Genomic DNA, 22,748 nt, shown 5'->3' on the forward strand with positions numbered 1-22,748 from the left:
TATGATCGTTTGCAAAGAAAAATAGTAGAATTAGAGAAAATTATGTATATTTGCCACGACCAAAGAAGGAACTAAATGATTTTTTTTAAGAATATATCATATAAAATATTGTCAAGTTTAGTGATGTTTTGCTTCTGCTTTCTGCCTGCCTTCTCTATGACAGGTGAACATCCTGTATTGATAATAAGTTCATATAATCCTGATGCACGTCAAACATCTGGAAATATCTCTGATTTTATGGAAGAATTTCAACGATTGGGCGGTAAAAGTACCGTTGCGTTGGAAAACATGAACTGCAAAAGTTTTTCTGAATCTCCTTGGTGGACAAAACGCATGAAAGAACTTCTTGCTAAATATCAAGGAGTAGAAAGTCCTTCCTTAATTGTTTTAATTGGTCAGGAAGCATGGGCGGCTTACTTGTCTTTAGAAGATTCACTAAAAGGTAATACACCAGTATTGAGTGCTTTATCTAGTAGAAATGCTATTCTGTTACCGGATAAAGAAGAGAATCTGAAAACATGGATGCCGGCATCCGTTGATTTCTACGAGGACTTTCAGGATTCACCTATCAAAACCGGATTTATTTATGAATATGATGTGGCTGGTAACATCAATATGATAAAGAAACTATACCCGAATACTAAAAATATAGCTTTTGTTTCCGATAATACATACGGTGGCGTTTCTTTACAGTCATACGTGACGAAGGAAATGCAGAATTTCCCCGAATTAAATCTGATTTTGTTGGATGGACGTGTAAATACTATTTATACAATCAGCGATAAATTACACTCTTTACCAGATCATACGGTCTTGTTGATGGGAACATGGCGGGTAGATATGAACGATGGTTACTTTATGCGGAATGCTACTTATTCCATGATGGAAGCTGCCCCTAATCTACCTGTGTTTTCGATAACTTCCGTAGGGTTGGGGTATTGGGCTATTGGAGGTATAGTACCTGCCTATCGGCCATTGGGAAGAGATATGGCGAAACAAGCTATCGACTTGTTGGAGAATCCGGAACAAGTACAAAATATGATGGAGGTTATTCCTAATGAGACTATATTTGATGAGGAAATCATCAAGGGAAATAAAATAGATATATCTGCTATTTCCGGACCGGTAAAGTTGATGAATGTTCAACCTTCTTTTTATGAACAATATAAATATCAGATATGGTCTTTTTCTGCTGTTTTGATTGTTTTATTGGCTGGTTTATTTGTCTCCCTTTATTTCTTCTATCATACAAAAAAACTGAAAGATGAATTGGAAGAATCTCAAGATGCCTTGCGTGATGCAAAGAATCGTGCAGAAGAGTCGAGTCGCTTGAAGAGTGCCTTCCTTGCTAATATGAGCCATGAGATACGTACACCGTTAAATGCGATTGTTGGTTTCTCGGATGTATTGTCGGCAGGCGGAAGCTCGGAAGAAGAACAACGTGCATATTTTGATATTATCAAGACTAATTCCGATTTACTTCTCCGATTGATTAATGATATTTTGGACGTGTCCCGCTTGGAAGCAGACCGCATAACCCTTGCATTAGAAAGTTGCGATGTGTTGCAAGTGTGCCAGCAAGTGGTTGTTTCCGTAGCTCAGGCGCGCAGATCCAAGAATCAATTTCTGTTTGAATGTGACTACCAGTCGGTGGAAATGCGGATTGATATACAGCGCTTACAACAAGTTATTATCAATTTACTTTCCAATGCCGATAAATTTACTACCGAAGGTGTTATCGCGTTGAAGCTGGAAGTAGACAAAAAGAAGAATCTTGCTATATTCTCCGTAACAGATACAGGTTGTGGTATACCTTTGGATAAACAGAAGAAAGTGTTTGACCGTTTTGAGAAGCTGAATGAATATGTACAAGGTACTGGACTTGGATTGTCTATTTGTAAACTGACAGTCGATAAATGGGGTGGGACGATTTGGATAGATCCTACTTATACCGGTGGAGCCCGGTTCATGTTTACACATCCGATGAATTTATAACAGTAGACTTTTAATATGAAAAGATTTAGTTGTTTTTTAGTGTCGATTATTTCCATGATGGGCTTATTGCCTGCGCAGGAAAGAGTGGTACAACTGAAGATTGTACAAACCAGTGATATACATGGCAATTATTATCCTTACGATTTTATTCATCGTCGGGGTGCGGCGGGAAGTCTGGCGCGTGTACACGCTTTTGTGCAAAAGAATCGTGAAATCTACAAGGACAATTTGATTTTGTTGGACAACGGAGATATTCTGCAAGGACAGCCCACAGCTTACTATTACAACTATATAGATACAATTGCTCCCCATCTGGCAGCAGAGATGATGAACTTCATGGGATACAATGCCGGAAACATGGGAAACCATGATGTAGAGACCGGGCGTGCCGTATTCGACCGTTGGGCTACCGATTGCCAATTCCCTATTCTAGGAGCCAATATTATCGACACTGCCACCGGACAGCCACACTTCAAACCATACGAAGTTTTAGAGCGTGATGGCGTGAAGATTGTCATCTTGGGTATGATAACCCCTGCTATTCCTGTTTGGTTGTCTGAGAACTTATGGAAAGGGTTGCGCTTTGACGATATGGAAGAAACCGCCCGTAAATGGATGAAGATCATTCAAGAAAAAGAAAAACCGGACTTGGTAATCGGTATGTTTCATGCCGGACAAGATGCCCAGCTAATGGGTGGTTTATACCGTGAAAATGCTTCGGTGGAAGTAGCCCGCAACGTTCCGGGATTTGATATTGTATTGATGGGCCACGACCATGCCCGTGAGCAGAAGACAATAGAAAATGTAGCCGGTAAAAACGTTTTGATTATGGACCCAGCCAGTAATGGGATTGTAGTGAGTGATGTAGATGTAACTTTGAAGCTGCGTGGTGGCAAAGTTATAGATAAGCAGATTAGTGGAGTACTGACAAACACAAAGGATGACGGTATTAGTGAAGAGTTCACGCAACAATTCGCCCCTCAATATGAAACCATACAGAATTTTGTTTCTAAAAAGATCGGTCATTTTACAGAAACCATTTCTACTCGACCTGCCTACTTCGGTTCTTCTGCCTTTATAGACTTGATTCATGAATTACAAATGGAAATCAGTGGTGCGGACATTTCATTTGCTGCTCCCTTATCATACGATACCGAAATTAAGGAAGGCGATGTCTTTGTGAGCGATATGTTCAATTTGTATAAGTATGAAAACATGCTCTATACCATGCGCCTTACAGGAAAAGAGATAAGAGATGCTTTGGAAATGTCGTATGACTTATGGACTAACCAGATGAAATCTCCCGAAGATCATATATTATTGCTCCGTGAACATCGCCGTGAAGGAGCTGAAGACAGAGCTTCTTTCAAAAACTTCAGTTTCAATTTCGATTCTGCCGCAGGTATCATTTATACGGTTGACGTTACGAAGCCTGATGGAAAGAAAGTTCAGATTATCAGTATGGCGGATGAAACCCCTTTTGACATGGATAAGACGTATAAAGTAGCCTTGAACTCCTATCGTGGCAATGGCGGAGGGGAGCTATTGACGAAGGGTGCCGGTATCTCTCAAGATGCTTTGAAGGAGCGTATCATCAGTTCTACCGATAAGGATTTACGCTACTATCTGATGCAGTTTATTGAGCGTAAGAACACGATTGAACCCCGTTCTCTGAATCAATGGAAGTTTATTCCGGAAGAATGGGCAGTGCCAGCTTCGAAACGCGATTATGAACTTTTGTTTGGTAATGTTAAAGAATAATTTACTATCTTTGCGCCCCTAAACTCGAAGTGTAGTATTTGTACGTGAAGCAAAAAAGAAGAATTATAGGTGTCTTATGCTTTCTGGTATTGTTTATCATATACCAGACAAGCATTTCGGCATTTACCCATATTCATTATATAAATGGGGTGCTCATTACACACTCGCACCCTTTTCATACTACACATTCACATTCCAGTACCTCATTTAGTTCTATCGGGTATCTATCAACGTTCTTTTCTCCGAATGTTGATGTCTGTGGAAACCTACACCCGATGCGTGCTTTGCTGGCTGTGCTCAAAGCGGATAAGGCAACTCCTACCATCAAAGGAGAGGTTATCCGTACACTTTCACTTCGTGCTCCTCCTACCGTTTTTTTATAATTCTGACGAAATACCTCATGTTCTCATTCCAAAAGCCTCATGTTTACTCCCCGAAAGCCAGGCGTTTTGATTGAAAACTCCGGGCATTTCACCCCAAAATTCCGGGCAATTTGAGAGCAAACTCCGGGCGATTTGGATGATGTATTCCAAGTTTATTTATAATATTAAAAGAACGCTAGTTTAATGAAACAATATATAATAGCGTTGGTACTTGCAGTGGTAAGCACCAACGTAGCTTTGGCCGTAAATCCTATAAAGGAAGGCAATATGATTTCCGGTCACGTCATCGTGAAAGGAACAGAAGAAAACATACCGTATGCAACGGTTTTGATTGTGGGCACCGGTCAAGGTACGGTTTCCAATGAAGAAGGACAATTTGAGTTCCGTAAACTCCCTAGAGGGAAATATAAACTCCGTGTATCGGCAGTAGGCTACAAGACACAGGAAAAAGAAGTGGAAGTGGATAAAGATTTTACAGCAGTCATCCATTTTCAGATGGTGGAAGAAAGTTTTATGACCGACGAGGTCGTTGTTTCGGCCAATCGTAATGAAGTGAGCCGTAAAGCAGCTCCGGTGGTAGTCAATGTGATGAGCGCAAAACTATTCGAGATGGTCAACTCTACCGACTTGGCGAAAACGTTGAATTTTCAGTCCGGTTTGCGGGTAGAGAATAACTGCCAGAATTGTGGATTCCCACAAGTACGTATCAATGGACTGGAAGGCCCTTATTCACAGATACTGATTAACAGCCGTCCCATTATCAGCGCACTGAGTGGTGTATATGGTTTAGAGCAAATCCCCGTGAATATGATCGAACGGGTAGAAGTGGTGCGTGGAGGAGGCTCTGCCTTATTCGGTGCCAATGCCGTAGGCGGTACCATCAATATCATTACCAAAGACCCTATAAACAACTCTTTCCAAGTGTCGAGCATGTTCTCTAATATGGATGGAAAGTCCTGGGAACAGTATATGGGCGGTAACGTTTCATTGGTTGCCAAAGATAACTCATACGGCATTGCCCTTTACGAAAGCTACCGCAACCGCAATCCATACGACCGTGACGGTGATGGCTTTTCCGAGTTGGGCAAACTGAATATGAATACGTTCGGTTTTCGTTCTTACTATCGTCCTACGCAATTCAGCCGTATCAATCTGGAATATCATACTACCAACGAGTTCCGTCGTGGAGGTAATAAATTTGATTTGCAACCCCATGAAACGGATATAACGGAACAAACCAAACATATCATTAACAGTGGAGGTGTCAGCTACGATCTGTTCTGGAAGGAATATAAACATAAGCTCTCTCTCTATGGTTCTATTCAGCATACCGACCGCAATAGCTATTATGGAGCCCAGAAAAACATGAATGCCTACGGCAAAACTAAAGATTTGACTTGGGTAGCCGGCGGCATGTATGTAGGCAATATGGATAACTGCTTCTTTGCTCCTGCCACCTTTACCGGAGGTTTGGAATATCAGGATAATTCCCTGCACGACATCATGACCGGATACCACCGTGATATGGAGCAAGATGTACGTATCGCCAGCGCTTTTGTTCAGAACGAATGGAATATGAATTACCTCACTATGCTCATTGGTGCCCGTCTGGATAAACACAATCTGATTGACAAGCTCATTTTCAGTCCCCGTGTCAACTTCCTATATAAACCTACCGAAGACTTTCAAGCCCGTTTGACTTATTCAACCGGTTTCCGTGCTCCCCAAGCCTACGATGAAGACTTACATGTAACGGCTGTAGGAGGCGAAGGAGTGCAAATCAAATTAGCCGATAACCTGCGTGAAGAACGTTCCAATAGCTATAGCGGTTCTGTAGATTGGACTACCTATCTCGGACATTGGCAAGCTAATATATTGGTAGAAGGCTTCTACACAGACCTGAACCATGTCTTTGTCCTGGAAGATATAGGTAAGAACGAATTAGGAGATGTCATCAAAGAACGTCGGAACGGTAACGGCGCCCGTGTTTATGGTGCCAACTTAGATGCCAAGATAGCTCATGGCAAAGAGGCTCAATTTCAACTAGGTTTCACCGCACAGCGTAGCCGCTATACTCGCGAAGAAGTCTGGACTCAAATAGATGGCGTCGATTTGACCACCAAACGTATGCCCAGAACTCCGGATTATTACGGCTACTTCACTTTCTCTTCGGCTCCAGTGAAGAATTTCGATTTCTCATTGTCAGGCACCTATACGGGCAAGATGATTGTTCCCCACTTTGCTCCTGAATCCGTCCCCGAAGGTGCCTTTGCCAATATTGAGAATGACCGTATGGAGCATACGCCCCAGTTCTTCGATCTGAACCTGAAACTGAATTATACTTTTGTCCTACGCGACCATATCAAGTTACAGCTCAATACAGGTATACAGAATATTTTCAATAGCTTCCAGAAAGATCTGGATAAAGGAGAATTCCGAGATGCCGGTTACTTCTACGGACCTACACAACCGCGAACCTTCTTCATCGGCTTCAAACTCTATAATTAAAGGGGAAGCACTTCTTTTGCCTTAATGCATTGAGTACTTTTTCTTTTGCCTTGATGCAAAAGTAAAAGATACCAAAAAGAAAAGATCAAGGGCTTCGTCTACGGTGTTACTCCGTCACTGCCATTCGCAGACGGGGCGAAAACTCGCTTCGCTCAAACAAACGCCCCTTACCTGCGCCTGACAGCGACTGCGCTGACGCACCTACGCCTATGCCCGAAGCTGCGCGGTGGGAGGCTGAGGATAGGTGATGGGAGGAGCGAATTATGTGCTTCATTATTCAGAGGGTCTGAATAGTACTGTTCGTAGAGACTACACATTTTCACTTTTATGCCGCATGGTTTTCCGGCCTCACTGTAGGGGCGTAAGGCGTAGGTAGTATCCGAAGAGGTTTAAGGGGCGTTTGTTCGAAGCACGAAGTGCAAGTTTTCGCCCCGTCCTCTTCGGATACTGCCGGAGTAGCCCCGTAAGTGCAGCCTTGATTTTTTCTTTTGGTATCTTTTCTTTTGCATCAAGACAAAAGAAAAGTACACCATTTGGCACCAAGGCAAAAGAAAAGTACATGATAAGAACAATATCAGGTTAAATAGTCTTACTTTTGTGATCGAAATGCGATAACAATGGAAAATAGGAATATACGTAATGTAGACATATCTTTGATGCAACATTTACCGATGATTGATTTCATCGGCAATGATTTTGCTATTTTTGATGATGTTAGAGATATGCCTTCGTCTCATTATCCCACTCGTTTGAATGCTGCATGTTTCATGGTTTGTGTGAAAGGGTGGTGTAAGATGAGTATTAATTTGCAGAAGTACGAATTGTTCGAAGGCATGATGGGCATTGTGCTTCCCGACCAGATTATTCAGCATGAAGATTGTTCGGAAGATTTCTCAGGACTCTTTATTGCTATTTCCAAAGGGTTTGTGGACGGAGTACTTCCGACGATGCAACAACTGTTTCCATTATTCTTTATGATAAAAGAGTGTCCTTGCGTGCGTCTTACATCTGAAGATTTGCAGTCTTTTAAAGAATACCATTCTTTTCTTTGGAGCAAGGTGAAGCTGAAAGATAATACTTTCCGTACTGAAATTACACAAGGACTGTTGATAGCATTGTTTTATGAGATATTTAATATATATCAGAGATTTAATGTTCAGGAACGTGTTCCTAAAAGTCGTAAAGAAGATTTGTTCGAACGCTTTCTTCGTTACATTTCCGAGTCTTATAAAGAAGAGCGTAGTGTCTCTTATTATGCTGATAAGATGTTTCTTACTGCCAAGCACTTATCTACTGTAGTGAAAGAGGTTAGTGGCAAGACGGCCGGGGAATGGATCGATGATTTAGTTGTTCTGGAAGCAAAAGCGCTTTTGAAATCTTCTGAATTGAGCATTCAGGAAATAGCCGACGAATTGCATTTTGCCAATCAGTCTTTCTTTGGCAAATACTTCAAGCACCATACGGGTTTATCACCTAAAGAATATCGCAAACAATAAGGCGAATGTGTCAGAATAATGTTTATTTTTGCAGGTACAGATTCATACCCCCAAAAATAAACTATCATGGAAAAAAGAGAAATTGATCTAACCGTTTCCTGCTATGGAAAGGTGAAAGATGTAAAGTATGACATTGTCATCCTGCCTTGGGGGGCTACAGAGCCCCATAACTTGCATTTACCTTATCTTACTGATTGTATTTTGCCACATGATATTGCGGTGGATGCTGCCGAATGGGCATGGCGAAACTCCGGTGTTCGTTGTATGGTGATGCCGCCCGTGCCATTTGGTGCACATAATCCGGGACAACGCGAACTTCCGTTTTGTATTCATACCCGCTATGCTACTCAGCAGGCTATCTTGGAAGATATTGTGGCTTCGCTGTATGCGCAAGGTATCAGGAAGCTGATTATCATTAGTGGTCATGGAGGTAATAACTTCAAAGGCATGATTCGTGATTTGGCGTTTACATATCCCGATTTTCTGATTCTTGCTACTGATTGGTTCAGCATCGTTTCTCCTAAGGGGTACTTTGAAGCTGAAATAGATGATCATGCAGGTGAATCGGAAACTTCTGTGATGATGCATTATCATCCTGAACTGGTCAATCTAGCTGAGGCTGGCGACGGTGAATCCAACCCTTTTGCTATTCCTTCTTTGAATGAAAAAGTGGCCTGGGCTCCTCGCCATTGGGACAAAGCAACTGTAGACAGTGGGGTAGGGAACCCCAAGAAGGCTTCTGCTGAAAAGGGTGCACGGTATGTGAAACCGGTCATTGAAAAGCTGGCAAAGCTCTTTGCCGAAGTGGGGCAGAATGATCTATATCCTAAAAACTAATTTAGAATATCATAGGTTTCTAAAGTAGTTCCATAGACTTTTTCTTTTGGCTTGAGGGGGCTCTTGACTTTCTTGGTACAAGTCTTCATAAGTCAGTTTCTCCTGGATCATTTGGCAGATAGTTCCCCAGTCGGGCAGTCCGCCCAGATTGCGGTCATCTATAAAGATATCGGCTTTTATTTTGCGGGAAAATCCGGTGTGCGTAGTTGCTTCTTCCGGATAATCCCGATTGACGGCATAAAACTCTACTCCTCTTTCTTTGCACCAATCTACAGCTTCTTTAAGCAGATCTCCTTCGCGTACAGTCCAAAGAATGAGCCGGTGTTGCTGTTTTATAAGTAATTTCAGAGCTTCGGTAGCAAAAGGAATTTCTTCTCCGATCTGTGGATAGCGGTGAGTTACAATAGTTCCGTCGAAGTCAATGGCTATGGTCATAAAGAAGAAAGGGCTATTGGTGGTCGGGTATATAAATAATCATGGCATTGCTGCCGGTTTTGTTCTCATAGCCCATTGATTCGGGAGTAGCAGAATTTATTCTTTCGGGAGCGATATGGTATTTGGTTATTAATAGGCTTTTGATAGCTTCGGTACGTTTGCTGCGCAGGTTCTCTTCCGCATCCTTGTCTTTCAGGTCATTGCTGAAAGCAACAATCTTGATGGAGGCGGGATTTTCCTTCATCCACTCTCCGATGCTCTCGATCTTACCGGTTTGTTCCTGGCTGATAAAAGAGCTAAATTCATCGAAATAGACGTCGATGGATACCGTCTCTTTCTGCTTGGGTTCGATAATCAGGTTCTTTTCCTGCTTTACTTTCTGCTTCGTCTGGTATTCTTCCTTTAATATCTCAATCTCTTTCAGCATCAGGTTGATCTTATTCTTTATTTCTTCCGCATCTTCACTACTGATAGCATTGGCATTTGCTTTTCTCTGTGACTGCTGAACTTTGTATTTATCTTTAAAACTGTAAGAGATACCGAGAGCAAGGTTGGTCTGTAAATACATGTTGTCTTTATTCTTGTCGCTATAATATTTAGGAAGAATAGATAGCGACGGTTCGATAAAGAAACTGAGTTTCCGGTTGATATTGTAGGATGCCTGGATAGCGAATGTACCGCCAATGGCACTGATATCCTTATACTTTATTCCCAGTTGGTCGGTATTCAGAAAGTTGAAGTTGGCTCCTATGATGGCTGCCAGATTGAAAGGACGGAATCCGTTGTTGCCAACCAGTGTTACCATATAATCCAGCCCTACACCATATTGTTCCGCCTCCTGACTATCTATACGATTCTTTCCCGCAAGAAAGTTTAACCGTATGGCCGAGAAGCGGTCCAGGTGAATACCTCCACCTATTTTGCCACCCAAATACATGTTGCCGGTAGTCTTAAATAGCCATTCACCGTTCAAGGTTCCGGAGACAAACCAATTGTATTTCTCATAAAGCTTTCTGCTGTTTTCTTCCTGTGCAACGAGATTGCCGGTGTACAGAAGTACCATGGCAAGCACAATATATTTCAAAGTTTGTTTCATTGTTTTATCTTTTTGTTAGATCAACACTATATTGATGGAAGCTATCTGCTCGTTATTCTTTGCTCCTCCCGACACCGTGATCGAGGTGATGTAGAATTTATCTCCGGGTTGTAGCTGATTGATTAATCTTCGTTGTTCTTCAGAGAATTTGTTCCCCTGGTTCTTCAAAGTAATCACTTTGTCACTTCCCGATTTGATGAAGACGGTTTCGAAGGACTGGATGCGATAGGCTATCTGAGGACCTTCCGAAGCTGAGGCAACAAGTTCGGTCATAGCTTGCACTTTACTCTTGCTCAAAGGTACATTGCCTTTGTATAACTGTTGCTTTCCTTGTTCATTGTAAACTACATAGGGCATCGGATCAGGCAACTCTTTTACTAAATAGTCATAGCGTGCCAATACTTCATTACCTTTGCTGGCAGTGATACCGGCACTTTGAGCAGTCTTATCGGGTATTGCCCAATATTGTCCGTTCCGTTCTATGATTTGACCTCCTTTCATGGATAGCTTCAAATCATGTCCGGCAACACCGATACTGACAAGATTCAGCCTGTTTTCATATCCTTTATACAAGATGGATGCTGATTCCGAACTGACTTGCACCAGCGGGGTGTGGATAGTTCCATTGGCTAATACATCTACGGGGGCGCCATTAATGTAGATTTGATTTTCATCAATAAGAGGAATTTCGGGCTGCGATTCAGGAAGTTCATCTTTTTGATTGATCAGAGCTTGCAAGACTTCCTTTTCATAAGTCAAGGCTTCTTCTTCCAGTTTGTTGAGGATAGCGATTCCTGCATTGGCAGTAAGATGTGCGAAGGTTTCGTTCTCCCAAGATGAATTGCCTCTTTGGGGATTGGTATCAAGATAGCTACCCAACAAATTCAGCTGCTCTCCATTACCTACAAATAGATTCATCTGCTTTTTGTAAGTCTCTATATTAGTCCGGAGTATTTTTGCTTGCCCGAAGTTTAGCATGACATTCGGGGTGGCGTCCATATTATCCCGGTTCAGTAACTTACCGTTTTGGTAGTTGCTCCGGTCTGCGGTCTGAGCTATTTTTACTTTCAGTTGGTTCAATTCCTGCTGTATGGTTTCAGTTTTCTCTCTCACTTGTTGGGTAATGGTTTCCAGTTCCGGTTTATCCTTTGCAATATTTGCTCCCAGATTTACATTGTATGTTTGTAAAAAGGCAATTTGAGGCTGGAAATCTTTACTGAATAAGTCGTACCCTTCCAGTGCGTCTTGAGAAACGTTGATACCTAGCATGGCAATCAGAACGATATAAATCAGATTGATCATTTTCTGCCTTGGCGGCATTACATACTTTGGCATAGTTGTAGTTTACTTTTCGGTTTTTACGTTGAGTGCATCCAACATTTGTTTGTATTGCTTGTTGAGCAATTCGATGTATGCAGCCATTTGCTGAATACCCTGTTGTAAATCTGCTTGCTGCATGTTATTCAGCAATTCTATTTGTTTGTTGGCTTGTTTCAGTTGAACTTCATAGGCCTCGCTGAGTTTCTTTATATTATCTTCCAATTTAGCTAATTCCATTTTGCTTGTTTCACTCGCAACAGGGTTAAAGCCTGAAAGATTTATGTTAGTGGCGGCTACTTTAGGGTCTGTATTAGCAGTTTTGCTGTTCAGTATAGGGAATACTCTTTCCCATTTATACTCTCTAGAAGGTTCGTCGAAACCAGAGATGAAGAATATTAATACTTCTGTGATGAGGCCGACCATTAAAAAAACGTTGCTGTATGGTAGGTATGCTATTTTTGATACGGCACCCAGAATAACGAGGCATGCTCCCCAGCAATAACAAAAGTTGTAGAAGCGTTTGCCGGTACGGCTTGATAAGAAACTTTGTAATGTCATGATCTGTTGATGTTTTAAAGGGTTAACTTCTTGTAGTCTCTATTTTATTTATTCTCCCATTTGCGCTTTCATGTAGAGCTTCTTGGCGAATCTCATGTCGTGCGCTACCATGATTTTTACTAATTCAGGAAAACTTGTTTTAGTAGGATTCCATCCCAGCAGGGTTCTTGCTTTGGTGGGGTCGCCCAATAACTGTTCAACTTCGCATGGACGGAAGTATTTGGGATCGACTTCAACAAGAACTTGGTCTGTTTTCATATCGATGCCTTTTTCATCAACTCCTTCTCCTTCCCAACGCAAATCAATTCCTGCCTCCTTGAATGCCAGTGTGGCAAACTCGCGTACCGTATGCATTTCACCTGTGGCAATTACAAAGTCTTCAGGCGTATCGTGTTGCAGAATCAACCACATGCATTCTACATAATCTTTTGCATATCCCCAGTCGCGCAGCGAATCTAAATTGCCGAGATACAATTTATCCTGAAAACCTTGGGCGATGCGTGCAACGGCAAGGGTAATCTTCCGGGTAACGAATGTCTCTCCCCGTCGCTCACTTTCGTGGTTGAAGAGGATGCCGTTTACAGCAAACATATCATAGCTTTCGCGATAGTTTTTAGTAATCCAGAAGCCGTATTGTTTTGCTACGCCATACGGACTACGTGGATAGAAAGGAGTTGTTTCTTTTTGCGGAACTTCCTGTACTTTACCATAAAGTTCAGAAGTCGAGGCCTGATATATCCGTGTTTTCTTTTCGAGTCCTAAGATTCTTACTGCTTCGAGCATGCGCAGTGTACCTACGGCATCTGCTTCGGCAGTGTACTCAGGTACATCGAAGCTTACTTTGACATGGCTCTGTGCGGCAAGGTTATATATCTCGTCCGGTTGCACTTGCTGGATGATGCGGATAAGCGAACTACTATCCGTCATATCTCCATAATGCAGATTTACCAGACGGCTTTTCTTCATATCGCGTACCCATTCGTCCAGATACAAATGCTCTATTCGTGCCGTATTGAAAGAGGAGGAACGGCGTAGAATGCCATGTACTTCATACCCCTTCTCAATAAGGAATTCTGCTAAGAATGAACCGTCTTGACCTGTTATACCTGAGATCAATGCTATTTTCTTCATAATTTGTATGTATGTTTGTTCGATTAATTAAAAATTACTTCTGAGTACCTGTACCTCCACCTGAATGTTGACTGATAGGACCATTGGTATATTCTTCTTTATGACCTTCATAACTTTTCAGTTTTATTGCGATATCTTTGTTTTGTCCGTTCACCATTACTTTGAAAGTATATGTTTTCACTCGGCTCATGCATTTGCTTCCATAGTATAACACGTGGTTTCCGCTGATGCTTGTGGTCAGATTTTTCTCAATTTCGTATGAGCCACTCTTTCCACCTTCTTCATCCTCGATATATTTACCGATTTCCGTTGCTAAAGCATCGGATGCGCCTGCATCTTTTAGGGCTTTGTCCGGAGTGGTTATATAATCCCATCCGCTTTTTATTTTGAGTTTCACTGGGATGTTTGTTTGGGCGCTATAGTCGCTGTTTTCTATTTTCAGGACTCCATTTTTGCCATTTACAGAGTTGTAACCATCTGCTACAATGTTTTCAGCTTGTTTGGTAAACTTCACTCTAAGGAAATATTTTCCGGCAATCATTTCACCTTTGGGAATGGTGATGATATAATGGTTATTCTCAAAGTTTACGTTAGGAGAGGCGGCTTTGGTTACGGGTAAGTTCTTGGATTCAACAGTCATGTTGTTGATGTTGAAATATCCCTGATTAGCTTGAGCACTTGGATTTGGTATCGATATCTTGATATCTTTAGTAGCTTTGGCGTCGCTAGGACTTGCTTTAATCGCAATGTTGTTATTGGAAGCTTGCGTCTGCTGAGGTTGAGTAGAAATTGCCGGGTTGGCTACACGAGCTTCTTCAAAGGCTACAGCTGCGATTTTCGTATTATCATCTGCTCCATCAATCGGAATACCTATAATACCGGCTATCTCTTGAGAAAGGCTTTCCAGTTTTGGTACTTCAATAGTAGCTCCGTTAGCTTTATACAACGGACCGAAAGCCAAAGCTTTAGCTAACTTGACATGGTTTGTTGTCAGACTGCGTTTAGCGATACCGGATGCAAGACTGGCTGTAGTTTCAAAAGTTTCATAACCGTCTGCAGTAATTGTCAGTTTATATGTTTTCGCTTCGGATACTGCTAATGAATATACGCCACTTGAATTGGTGGTTGTTTTAATATCGTCGGATATTGTCACCGTAGCGTTGGAGATCATTCCGGTGGAACTTTTCACAGTACCCACAATGTAGTATTCTGATTGGTTTTTCAGCGGATCTTCTACGATTTCGTTTTCTTTATCATCTCCGCCAATGGCACAACCGGATATACCAAAGGTCATAGTTATTAATAATAAACCTTCCAAAAACAAACTTCTCTTTCTCATAAACTTTGTCATTTAATAATACTGATATGCTTACTATGTATTTATTTTAATTTCGAGTATTCTTTTCTGTTTCCTTGATAAGGAAATAGCGGATATAGTCCGGTTGATAGAAATTGCTGCTGCGGTTCTCATTTGGACTGACGTTGTAGCTTTTACCCATTTGTTCATCGATATACTTGCCATCCGCCACCATACTGTATGCCCATGCAAAGTAGTCGGCAGGTTTTATCCGGATAAATCCTTTTCGACTCCATTTCTTCCCTGGCAGAGGGATGGCGAAGTGGAAGCCTCCATTAATCTCTCCATCTGTATAGATTCCATATAAACCTATGGCATATTCACCGAAATGCCTTGTACAATCACCTCTCAGCCCATAATCTCCATATATATACCGGCTTGCTTTCAGGTCGAATTGCAAGTTGGTGTTAGGTTCGTAGACCGATGCTGAAATAGAAGCGTTGATGCGTTGTCTTCTACCGATATACCATCCTTCATTCGATGTTACTGCTGAAAATCCTGTAGAACCTACCAAGGTACCGAATTCCAATCGTCCGTTGTTATTGCGGTATTTCATTTCCAATTGTGCACCAATGCGGTTGTTGGTGAAGTTTCCTATAGTCAGTTTCCCGAAGATATTATGCCTGAGCCTTATATCTTGGGATAAAGCAATCACACTGGGCCTTATTCGTTTCATCTCTCCATTCAGATTGGTGGCGATAGGTAAAATGACTTGTGCGGTCACTCTGCCTCCCTTCCATAATTCCATTTCTACGGCAGGATTCAGATTAATAGCGTATGTATATAGCTCATCAAATGTATTATTTTCCAAAAACAGATCAGGATATACTACTAAGTCAATCTTCCAAGCAGAAGATGCTACTTCTTTATCAGTATTCTTTAATGCATCCATAGCTTGGTCGGTATCTACACTGATTCCCATTCGTTGATAGAGTTGTTTCAAGGTGATCTTTTTTTGCTGATAGGCTTGAAGCAGCGTATCCGGCAGGCTGATACATAATCTGGGGATTTGGTTCACTAATACTACCAGTTGCAGATTACCTTGTATTTTGCTTTTTAAACAGGCATCTATTGCTTTTCCTACGCCATTGTAGGAACTTCTGTATACATTATTTTCAAAACTTACAGTGGTCATGCCGGGACTTTGTGCACATCGGATATTTTCCATACCGATGGATTTCAACTCTTCTGTTATTTGTGCGTGAATGGTTGATAGAACACAGCAACATACCGCAAATGATATATACCGTAAATAAGACGTAATCTTGAAATATGAATAGAACTTCATTCTGCTTGAATCACTAGTCATTATTCTCAGTGTAATAGTCTGCATTCGTATCGTATTCCTCCAGAAATACAGTTGAACTCCCGTGTAAACACATGTATAGAGAGATGCTTCCATATTCTTGCGGCGGCTCCTACATTAATTCCATCCGAATCATATTCTACCATGAAAGCTACTTCCCTGCACGAAGCAGGGGAGTAGCTGATCCCTCCGAATGGTCCTTTTTGCACACTATGATTATTCAGTGGAATATAATATCCGGCCGATACTGCCAAACGATCACCTTGAATAATGGAAAAGCTTTTGGTCAGCACACCGTATACGGTGGCAAAGTAATTGATACCTGTGTCCTTAAAAGGATCATTAGTGCCAACTACTAATGCTGGAAGATATTTCCCTTCTTTCAAAGGACGCATTCGGGCCGACATAGACCGGTCTTGCTGAAAGTAACCTTGCTTCCCGTCATACCGGGTTCTTTTTAGCAATGTACATCGGTAACTCAATTCCAGGATAGATAGAAAAGTTACATTTGCGAAGTAATTTCCTGTATTGAAATTAAATGGTGTCATGCCATTAGGAAGATAATTCCCGCCACCCATAAAAGTTCCGGTTTCTTGCATGTCTGCTGTAGGAATATTTAGTAACCCAGTATTTCCCATTGAATATTGGGCGCGTAGTTGTGTACCCTCCAATAGTAAGCAAAGGCATATAGCTATTATTCTATAGCCAAGAAGCGAAGTTATTTTCAACTTAAAGATGTATAAAGAAGTAGTTCATTTCCGCAGAGTACGCTCCGCTATTGCTTGTCACAAGGATAGGTGTTTGGAACAAGCAATTGTAGTATGTATGAAATTTGCGGTAAATGTAAAGATAATGTGTATAATAAACAAGAGCTTTCTGAAAAATATATTTTTAAGGTACTAATTTAAACATAACTTTTTACATTTAGTCCATGCTTACGGAAGAATGTAAATAAACTCTGAAAGTGTCTCAACATTTTTTTTCCAACCTTAGAACTTCCGCGCAGATGATTATGAATGACAGCTATTTCACCATGATAAATAACAGGTTTACCAACCTTCCATGAACGCAAACAGATGTCTTCATCTTCCATATAGAGAAAGTAATCCTGATCAAATCCATCTAGTTGATTGTAGAAATTTCTGGTTAGAAAAAGTGCTGCACCCATAGCCCAGTTGACCTGCTGAACTTTTGTTGTATCCAAATTCTTACAAAGGTATTTACACACTTTGGTATTATCAGAATTGTCATTACCTCTACTAAAAAAACGGTTTACGAACATACCTAATGTGATGAAATGTCTGACGCTGTATTGTACGGTATGTTCATCATCAGGATTTAGTAATTTGGGTGCTATTATTCCAAATCGTCCTTTATTTTGGTCAGCATAACTTATAAGACGATCGATTGCATGATCAAGAATCTCAATGTCTGGATTGATGATGGCTATATATTCGCCACACGATGCTTTGACTCCAATATTATTGTTTTCACCGAAACCATAAACATGTTCATTTTGAATAATTTTTACCTCTGGAAATGTCATACGTAACCATTGCTGACTACCGTCTGTCGAACAATTATCAACGTAAATAGCTTCAAAATAGACTAATGGTCTTTGTTCCACCAAGAGGGTTCTGTATAGGTTTTTAATGTACTTCAAGTGGTTCATTCCCACTGTGATGACTGAAACTTTTATGTTATTCATAATTTCTTAAAGCCAAACCATTCGTTCAGCGCATTGTAAATACATTCTGTAGCATCACCTTTTTCCAAAGGTTGAACATTCATTTGTAAGGCATGTTGGACGCATTCGCCTAATTGCTTCTCATTGAAGCAACCGATCACACATCCCATTTCATCCAGTTTGAGGACGAGTTGTTCCTGATTGTGGATATGTTCCGAACCTTCTATCCGAGGGACTAAGACACAACGTTTACCTTTATCTATCGCCTCTTCAATACCTCCCCAACCGCCTTGTAAGATGAGGATATCAGCTTCATTCATCAACTGATTCATTTTATCTTTGGAGCAATAGTCGAAATGGTTTTGTATATGTTTGAAGTTGTATTTGGTAGCACCTGTTTGTACAGAGAATTCATAATCAGTCTTGCCGGCCAACTCATCCACTGCCTGCGCCAGACGAGAGAAATCTTGTGTATGTGTCCCTAGTGAGCAAAGTATTTTCATAAAACACCGATTAGTTTAGCTTTTGGAAATAAATGGAGCATCTCTGGCCACTGCACAAGAAAAAGATCAGCAATGCCATAAGCACGATAGGGAGTTCGGGCAGGTTGAGTGACATCTGCTGCCGATGCAATATAAATAACTTTGACTCCCAAAAGCTTCTTACCTAGCCACATGGTTGGAAAGCTGACACCTGCACCTGTAGATATAATAACATCCGGACGTTCACGCAATAAGATAAGCAGTGACTTCACTGCATTCACTAGCCATGTGAGTTTGTTTGTTGGTGAGGTATTCATCACAAAGTAGTGCTTCTTGTCACTACAGAACTTACGTACATGGGGAGAATTATACATTACCCAATAACTATTGGTGGTATCTATGTTTCTGATGGCTAATAATAGTTCGTGTAAATGACCACCGGCAGACGATGTCAGACAAAATTTAGGTATCTTAGTCATGGTGCTATTTTAAAAGTTTTTCATATATTACCTTTAAATCATGAATTACATAATTAGGCGTATATAGTTTTACAATTTTAAGGCTCTCCTTGCCATAAGGGATGATTTTGTCCCGATTTTCTATAAAGAATTTCAAGGATTGCCAGATTTGCTTTTTGTCACCGGCAGTTATAAGCAATCCATTTTTTTTATCTTTTACTACTTCGGGTATACCGCCAACTGTTGTTGATATGATAGGCATACCATAACTCAGAGCTTCAAGTATGGATATTGGCAATCCTTCATTGTATGATGGGAGTATATATATGTCGCTCCACTCCAATAATGATTTTTTATTATTTCCTGTCACATATCCTTCAAACTGTGCAATGTTACCTATTCCTTCTCGGTTTATCAATGATCTGATTTCCTCCTCAAAATCATTACCTCCAAATTTTAGAATGAGTTTGCCGTACAACTCATCTTGATGGGCTATAATCACCTCCAATAAATCCCAAATACCTTTGCGCTTGCCCAACCATCCAAGGAATAGTATCTTAATAGGTAAACGGTTGCCCAATACAGACATTTTTTTTGCCAAAACATTCTCTGTTGGTGGGGTGATAATATTGTTGAGTCCAATGATTTTATTTTTATCAATGCCGATACTAATAAAGAAATCTTTCCAAGATTCAGACAGTACAATTACTATATCAACCATTTGGAGACCTTCACGTATTTTTCTCTTCGTATTGTCATCTCCTTCTGCATAAATGTCTTTCAAATTGGCTGAGTGCATGTGCATGATTACTTTTTTACCCATTAGTTTCGCTACATTAGCTATCATCAATTTTCTTCTTAAAGAAGGGCCATCCGCAGAATGAATATGTACGATTTTTATTCTTCTATCAAAGCTTAATAAAAACCACAACCATAAATAGTGGTAAAAGAAGAACCAAGCCTTATTCAACTTATTTGTTGGTTTCCATGTTGCTAAATGGCGCATGTTTTTAATGTATTCATTATAAGAAGCTATCACAGACTGAATACCACCTCCACCAGGAATAGTTGTCTTAAAAACACTGCCTACCATTAGTACATGTTGGGATAATGACTTTGATATAATATATGCCATAATTTTTACTTCTTGATGATATTTATTATTTGTTGCACACTTTCATTGATATTACCACTGTTATTTACCGTATTTATTTCTGGCTTTTCTAGTAATTTCTCATAGAGAGCATAACGGTATGGGAAGTCAGGGTTAGTTATATTTTCTATCCGACAATCCAATATATTCTTTTTATTGCGTATCACAACAAACTGTATACTATTCTCAGGTAGAATGTTTTGAAATCGATAGTACCATTTACCGTCTAATATATTGCTAATGCGACATTCGGCACCTAAATCAATGAGTGTATCATTCATCCAGCGATCACAAATAATATAGTCTGCGTCCAGCTTCAATGCTTTGCTGCGGGCAAGCTTATTATCTATGTACGAGCACCAGACATAGAGTTTGCAAAAGGTACGGTTTTTATAAAGACGATGCTCCCACACATCACCAAAAGCATTATGAACTTTTACGCTTAAACCCATCATGCGAGCTAACATGTTCATTGCTTTCACACTGTAGTGATTGAAACGCATCCAAATGTATTCGGTCGTTTTTCCCTCAGCTTCCAGCGCTTTGGTCAGTTCGTTGATGACGGTTGTCTTACCACTGCCATCAATGCCCGATATTATAATATACTTTTTCATTCTTTGATAAGATTGATCCACTGGCTTGATATCTGATTCCATGTAGGGTGACTTGCCATGATATCAAGCGCTTTCTGTGAGAGCTCTGTATGTAAATCATCGTCTTCCCACAGGCGCTTCATATTCTCGGCTAAACCGGCAGTATCGCCCGACTTGCAGGTGAGTAATGCATCTTTCAGATATTCGGTAGTGCCATTATTTTTGAAAGTAATGATTGGGGTGCCTAAAGAGAGTACTTCAAAGTAAGTAATAGGAATTTCTGACGGTATAACCAGAAAAGGCAGAATCACGCCACGGGCATGTTTCATCAGTGTTTTCAGTTCATTTCTATTAACCTGTTCTGTTGCAACTAAAACGTTAGCTTTACTTGGCAAAGCATTATAGGTCGATTCAAATAATGTGAAGTCAGAACCCGTATCCTTCCGCATCAAGAAGAGAACTTTGATGTTTTCTTTCCGTTGGGCTAACCGCTTGCAGACGTTCATTAGTACTTGACTGCCCCGTGTAGTTGCCGGAGCTCCTGTAAAAAGTAGATACTTTTCGTTAGATTTCAGACCTATGCGTTTTAGAACTTCCGGTTCATCTTCCAGTAATTCAAAATTATCTTTGCCGGGCAAGATGCAGAGGGCATTTTTGAACCCTGCACTACATACTGCATCAGCCGTATATGGACTTAAGCTCACGATTGAAGAAAAGCCTAGTTTCTTCAATTTGTTTACATATCTACTGTAAGATGTCAGAGTGTCGATAATGTAAGGTTTTGCTGCTGCAAATCCTCCCCATTTCCAAAGAGCGAGATTGTTACCCATGGAATACACTCCTCCCGGAATGTAAGCGATTCTTTTACATTTTAATCTGCCAAAAGCGGCGATGTCTTTCAAAGCTTCCCGCCATGGTATTGGATAAATCAATACATCAAATTGCTCATTCTCTATAAATCTGCAAAACCGATTGAAATCACGAGGGGCAGATACGATTTTCATCCCATGAAACTCATAGTCATTATTATTGCATGATACTGGTACGGTTACCACTTGGACGTTATATCCTTCCAGATTCATCACTTTGCATACCTCAATAACAGTACGCCAAGGCATCAGAAACTCACGGCCAGGATAGAGGTCAACGGTTGTAAATGCTACTTTCATTTGGTGTGTTTATGCCTTGTTATAATAATTTATTTATAAAATAGATGCGTTTTGCAGAAGGTATGATTATGAAATAGCAAAGGCAAACCAAAAAAGTAGCAAGCATAGAACTTATGAAAAATGAAACATCAAATTTCAATAGAACTTTTGTAAATAAGTTGGTTAAGAACATGTGGGTACAGAGTACAAACATCGAATATCTACCAATATAACTTATTATTGGCAACTTGCCAATTAGGAAACTGGAACTTATAATTGATAAAGAACCAGCTACTCCCCCAATCAAAAAATATAAAGGATTACCGTTGCTGTTATTAACCATACTAACCCCTTCTCCAATCTGCCAATCTATAAAAAAACAGATTACAGCTATGCTGAACGTATAGCATATATGTACAATTTTGTTTTGGGATTGCAACCAATTGAGTAAATCCTTTTTTCTAGTCCAATAACCTATATACAGGAAAGGTACAGATGTAAAAGCTGTATCTATGTATAGTGGTATATCTGTTGCCGTCTTATCTAACATTATACCTATACTAAAGCAGATAGCAACGAATAACACCTGTAACCAAAATATCTGTGTAATTTTTATTATAGTATATAAGTATAATGAACACCAAAATAATGCTAATAGAAACCATAAAGCAGAGTTGGGATAAACATCCTTATGAAATACGGCAAATATATCCCAGTAGCTGAAACCACTCTTTAAGTTTACATTTAGAAATGTTACCAGTATTATATTTAATAGATAGGTCAATGTGTAAAATATGGCAAAAGGAACTAGAAGTCTCTTTATCTTTTTTACTATCCATTCTTTGAATGGTGTTTTTGTTGAAAAAAACATTCCAGATAGAATGAAAAATATAGGCATGAACATAGAATGTACAAATATATCCCAGTGGGAGCCTGCGTATATATTTATTTTGCTAGGATAATTGATTGTCACATGTAAATATATGACCATCATCATTCCAATTCCTTTAGCTAAATCAATGAATTCAAATCTTTGTTGCATAA

20 protein-coding genes are annotated in these 22,748 nt (G+C 40.3%); 5 read left to right on the top strand and 15 right to left on the bottom strand.

Annotated features, from left to right (window positions below):
- Window positions 1-123 precede the first annotated feature (123 nt).
- From Q1W14_RS01070 to Q1W14_RS01095, 5 genes are all read left to right on the top strand, one after another.
- Complete coding sequence (locus Q1W14_RS01070; RefSeq protein WP_300698451.1) at window positions 124-1,995, top strand: HAMP domain-containing sensor histidine kinase; 1,872 nt, start codon at window positions 124-126, stop codon at window positions 1,993-1,995.
- A 15-nt stretch (window positions 1,996-2,010) separates the two neighbouring features.
- A complete protein-coding gene (locus tag Q1W14_RS01075) occupies window positions 2,011-3,756 on the top strand; it encodes a bifunctional UDP-sugar hydrolase/5'-nucleotidase (protein ID WP_300698390.1) in 1,746 nt (581 codons plus the stop codon).
- A 566-nt stretch (window positions 3,757-4,322) separates the two neighbouring features.
- A complete protein-coding gene (locus Q1W14_RS01085; RefSeq protein ID WP_300698394.1) occupies window positions 4,323-6,647 on the top strand; it encodes a TonB-dependent receptor in 2,325 nt (774 codons plus the stop codon).
- A 617-nt stretch (window positions 6,648-7,264) separates the two neighbouring features.
- Entirely contained in the window at window positions 7,265-8,143 is an 879-nt protein-coding gene (locus Q1W14_RS01090; RefSeq protein ID WP_300698397.1) for a helix-turn-helix domain-containing protein, read from the top strand.
- A 66-nt stretch (window positions 8,144-8,209) separates the two neighbouring features.
- Window positions 8,210-8,980: a creatininase family protein gene (locus Q1W14_RS01095; RefSeq protein ID WP_300698400.1), complete on the top strand. Its 771-nt coding sequence runs from the start codon at window positions 8,210-8,212 to the stop codon at window positions 8,978-8,980.
- A gap of 9 nt (window positions 8,981-8,989) precedes the next feature.
- Here Q1W14_RS01095 and Q1W14_RS01100 read toward each other — a convergent pair whose 3' ends face one another.
- From Q1W14_RS01100 to Q1W14_RS22010, 15 genes are all read right to left on the bottom strand, one after another.
- Entirely contained in the window at window positions 8,990-9,415 is a 426-nt protein-coding gene (locus Q1W14_RS01100; protein ID WP_300698402.1) for a BT0820 family HAD-type phosphatase, read from the bottom strand.
- Between the two features lie 13 nt (window positions 9,416-9,428).
- A complete protein-coding gene (locus Q1W14_RS01105; RefSeq protein ID WP_300698404.1) occupies window positions 9,429-10,511 on the bottom strand; it encodes a hypothetical protein in 1,083 nt (360 codons plus the stop codon).
- 15 nt (window positions 10,512-10,526) lie between these two features.
- Window positions 10,527-11,846, bottom strand: a complete 1,320-nt coding sequence (locus Q1W14_RS01110; protein WP_300698406.1) for a GldM family protein — start codon at window positions 11,844-11,846, stop codon at window positions 10,527-10,529.
- A gap of 9 nt (window positions 11,847-11,855) precedes the next feature.
- Window positions 11,856-12,389, bottom strand: a complete 534-nt coding sequence (gldL, locus tag Q1W14_RS01115; RefSeq protein ID WP_300698408.1) for a gliding motility protein GldL — start codon at window positions 12,387-12,389, stop codon at window positions 11,856-11,858.
- Between the two features lie 48 nt (window positions 12,390-12,437).
- A complete protein-coding gene (gene gmd / locus Q1W14_RS01120) occupies window positions 12,438-13,520 on the bottom strand; it encodes a GDP-mannose 4,6-dehydratase (protein WP_300698410.1) in 1,083 nt (360 codons plus the stop codon).
- 34 nt (window positions 13,521-13,554) lie between these two features.
- Window positions 13,555-14,859, bottom strand: coding sequence for a carboxypeptidase-like regulatory domain-containing protein (locus Q1W14_RS01125; RefSeq protein ID WP_300698412.1), 1,305 nt, complete (start codon window positions 14,857-14,859; stop codon window positions 13,555-13,557).
- A gap of 46 nt (window positions 14,860-14,905) precedes the next feature.
- Window positions 14,906-16,165 (bottom strand): YjbH domain-containing protein, encoded by a 1,260-nt coding sequence (locus Q1W14_RS01130; RefSeq protein ID WP_300698452.1) that lies wholly within the window; start codon window positions 16,163-16,165, stop codon window positions 14,906-14,908.
- Between the two features lie 26 nt (window positions 16,166-16,191).
- A complete protein-coding gene (locus Q1W14_RS01135) occupies window positions 16,192-16,821 on the bottom strand; it encodes a YjbH domain-containing protein (protein WP_300698413.1) in 630 nt (209 codons plus the stop codon).
- Between the two features lie 266 nt (window positions 16,822-17,087).
- A complete protein-coding gene (locus Q1W14_RS01140; protein ID WP_300698415.1) occupies window positions 17,088-17,891 on the bottom strand; it encodes a glycosyltransferase family 2 protein in 804 nt (267 codons plus the stop codon).
- Window positions 17,888-18,373, bottom strand: a complete 486-nt coding sequence (locus Q1W14_RS01145; protein ID WP_300698417.1) for a glycosyltransferase — start codon at window positions 18,371-18,373, stop codon at window positions 17,888-17,890. Before Q1W14_RS01145 ends, Q1W14_RS01140 begins: the two co-directional genes overlap by 4 nt.
- Window positions 18,370-18,831 carry an oligosaccharide biosynthesis protein Alg14 gene (locus Q1W14_RS01150; RefSeq protein WP_300698418.1) on the bottom strand — a complete coding sequence of 154 codons (462 nt, stop codon included), beginning with the start codon at window positions 18,829-18,831 and terminating at the stop codon, window positions 18,370-18,372. Before Q1W14_RS01150 ends, Q1W14_RS01145 begins: the two co-directional genes overlap by 4 nt.
- 4 nt (window positions 18,832-18,835) lie before the next feature.
- The gene (locus tag Q1W14_RS01155) at window positions 18,836-19,945 is read right to left on the bottom strand and encodes a glycosyltransferase family 4 protein (protein WP_300698420.1); all 1,110 of its coding nucleotides are present in this window, start codon (window positions 19,943-19,945) and stop codon (window positions 18,836-18,838) included.
- A gap of 5 nt (window positions 19,946-19,950) precedes the next feature.
- A complete protein-coding gene (locus Q1W14_RS01160) occupies window positions 19,951-20,577 on the bottom strand; it encodes a thymidylate kinase (protein ID WP_300698422.1) in 627 nt (208 codons plus the stop codon).
- Entirely contained in the window at window positions 20,574-21,725 is a 1,152-nt protein-coding gene (locus tag Q1W14_RS01165) for a glycosyltransferase (RefSeq protein WP_300698424.1), read from the bottom strand. The genes Q1W14_RS01160 and Q1W14_RS01165 overlap by 4 nt, the downstream gene beginning before the upstream one ends.
- A 19-nt stretch (window positions 21,726-21,744) precedes the next feature.
- On the bottom strand, window positions 21,745-22,746 hold the full coding sequence (locus Q1W14_RS22010) for an acyltransferase (RefSeq protein ID WP_366945713.1): 1,002 nt from the start codon (window positions 22,744-22,746) through the stop codon (window positions 21,745-21,747).
- Window positions 22,747-22,748 lie beyond the last annotated feature (2 nt).

Origin of the sequence: Bacteroides sp. (assembly GCF_030151085.1) — a bacterium.
Lineage (GTDB): Bacteria > Bacteroidota > Bacteroidia > Bacteroidales > Bacteroidaceae > Bacteroides.

Excerpts from the sequence above, each read along its gene's own strand:
- Q1W14_RS01135 (WP_300698413.1), bottom strand. The coding sequence starts at position 16,821 with ATGGGAAATACTGGGTTACTAAATATTCCTACAGCAGACATGCAAGAA.
- Q1W14_RS01110 (WP_300698406.1), bottom strand. The coding sequence starts at position 11,846 with ATGCCAAAGTATGTAATGCCGCCAAGGCAGAAAATGATCAATCTGATT.
- Q1W14_RS01085 (WP_300698394.1), top strand. The coding sequence starts at position 4,323 with ATGAAACAATATATAATAGCGTTGGTACTTGCAGTGGTAAGCACCAAC.
- Q1W14_RS01160 (WP_300698422.1), bottom strand. The coding sequence starts at position 20,577 with ATGAAAAAGTATATTATAATATCGGGCATTGATGGCAGTGGTAAGACA.
- Q1W14_RS01075 (WP_300698390.1), top strand. The coding sequence starts at position 2,011 with ATGAAAAGATTTAGTTGTTTTTTAGTGTCGATTATTTCCATGATGGGC.
- Q1W14_RS01165 (WP_300698424.1), bottom strand. The coding sequence starts at position 21,725 with ATGAAAGTAGCATTTACAACCGTTGACCTCTATCCTGGCCGTGAGTTT.
- Q1W14_RS01145 (WP_300698417.1), bottom strand. The coding sequence starts at position 18,373 with ATGAAAATACTTTGCTCACTAGGGACACATACACAAGATTTCTCTCGT.
- Q1W14_RS01100 (WP_300698402.1), bottom strand. The coding sequence starts at position 9,415 with ATGACCATAGCCATTGACTTCGACGGAACTATTGTAACTCACCGCTAT.
- Q1W14_RS01140 (WP_300698415.1), bottom strand. The coding sequence starts at position 17,891 with ATGAATAACATAAAAGTTTCAGTCATCACAGTGGGAATGAACCACTTG.
- Q1W14_RS01150 (WP_300698418.1), bottom strand. The coding sequence starts at position 18,831 with ATGACTAAGATACCTAAATTTTGTCTGACATCGTCTGCCGGTGGTCAT.
- Q1W14_RS01090 (WP_300698397.1), top strand. The coding sequence starts at position 7,265 with ATGGAAAATAGGAATATACGTAATGTAGACATATCTTTGATGCAACAT.
- Q1W14_RS01155 (WP_300698420.1), bottom strand. The coding sequence starts at position 19,945 with ATGGCATATATTATATCAAAGTCATTATCCCAACATGTACTAATGGTA.
- gmd (WP_300698410.1), bottom strand. The coding sequence starts at position 13,520 with ATGAAGAAAATAGCATTGATCTCAGGTATAACAGGTCAAGACGGTTCA.
- Q1W14_RS22010 (WP_366945713.1), bottom strand. The coding sequence starts at position 22,746 with ATGCAACAAAGATTTGAATTCATTGATTTAGCTAAAGGAATTGGAATG.
- Q1W14_RS01125 (WP_300698412.1), bottom strand. The coding sequence starts at position 14,859 with ATGAGAAAGAGAAGTTTGTTTTTGGAAGGTTTATTATTAATAACTATG.
- Q1W14_RS01095 (WP_300698400.1), top strand. The coding sequence starts at position 8,210 with ATGGAAAAAAGAGAAATTGATCTAACCGTTTCCTGCTATGGAAAGGTG.
- Q1W14_RS01130 (WP_300698452.1), bottom strand. The coding sequence starts at position 16,165 with ATGAAGTTCTATTCATATTTCAAGATTACGTCTTATTTACGGTATATA.
- Q1W14_RS01070 (WP_300698451.1), top strand. The coding sequence starts at position 124 with ATGTTTTGCTTCTGCTTTCTGCCTGCCTTCTCTATGACAGGTGAACAT.
- gldL (WP_300698408.1), bottom strand. The coding sequence starts at position 12,389 with ATGACATTACAAAGTTTCTTATCAAGCCGTACCGGCAAACGCTTCTAC.
- Q1W14_RS01105 (WP_300698404.1), bottom strand. The coding sequence starts at position 10,511 with ATGAAACAAACTTTGAAATATATTGTGCTTGCCATGGTACTTCTGTAC.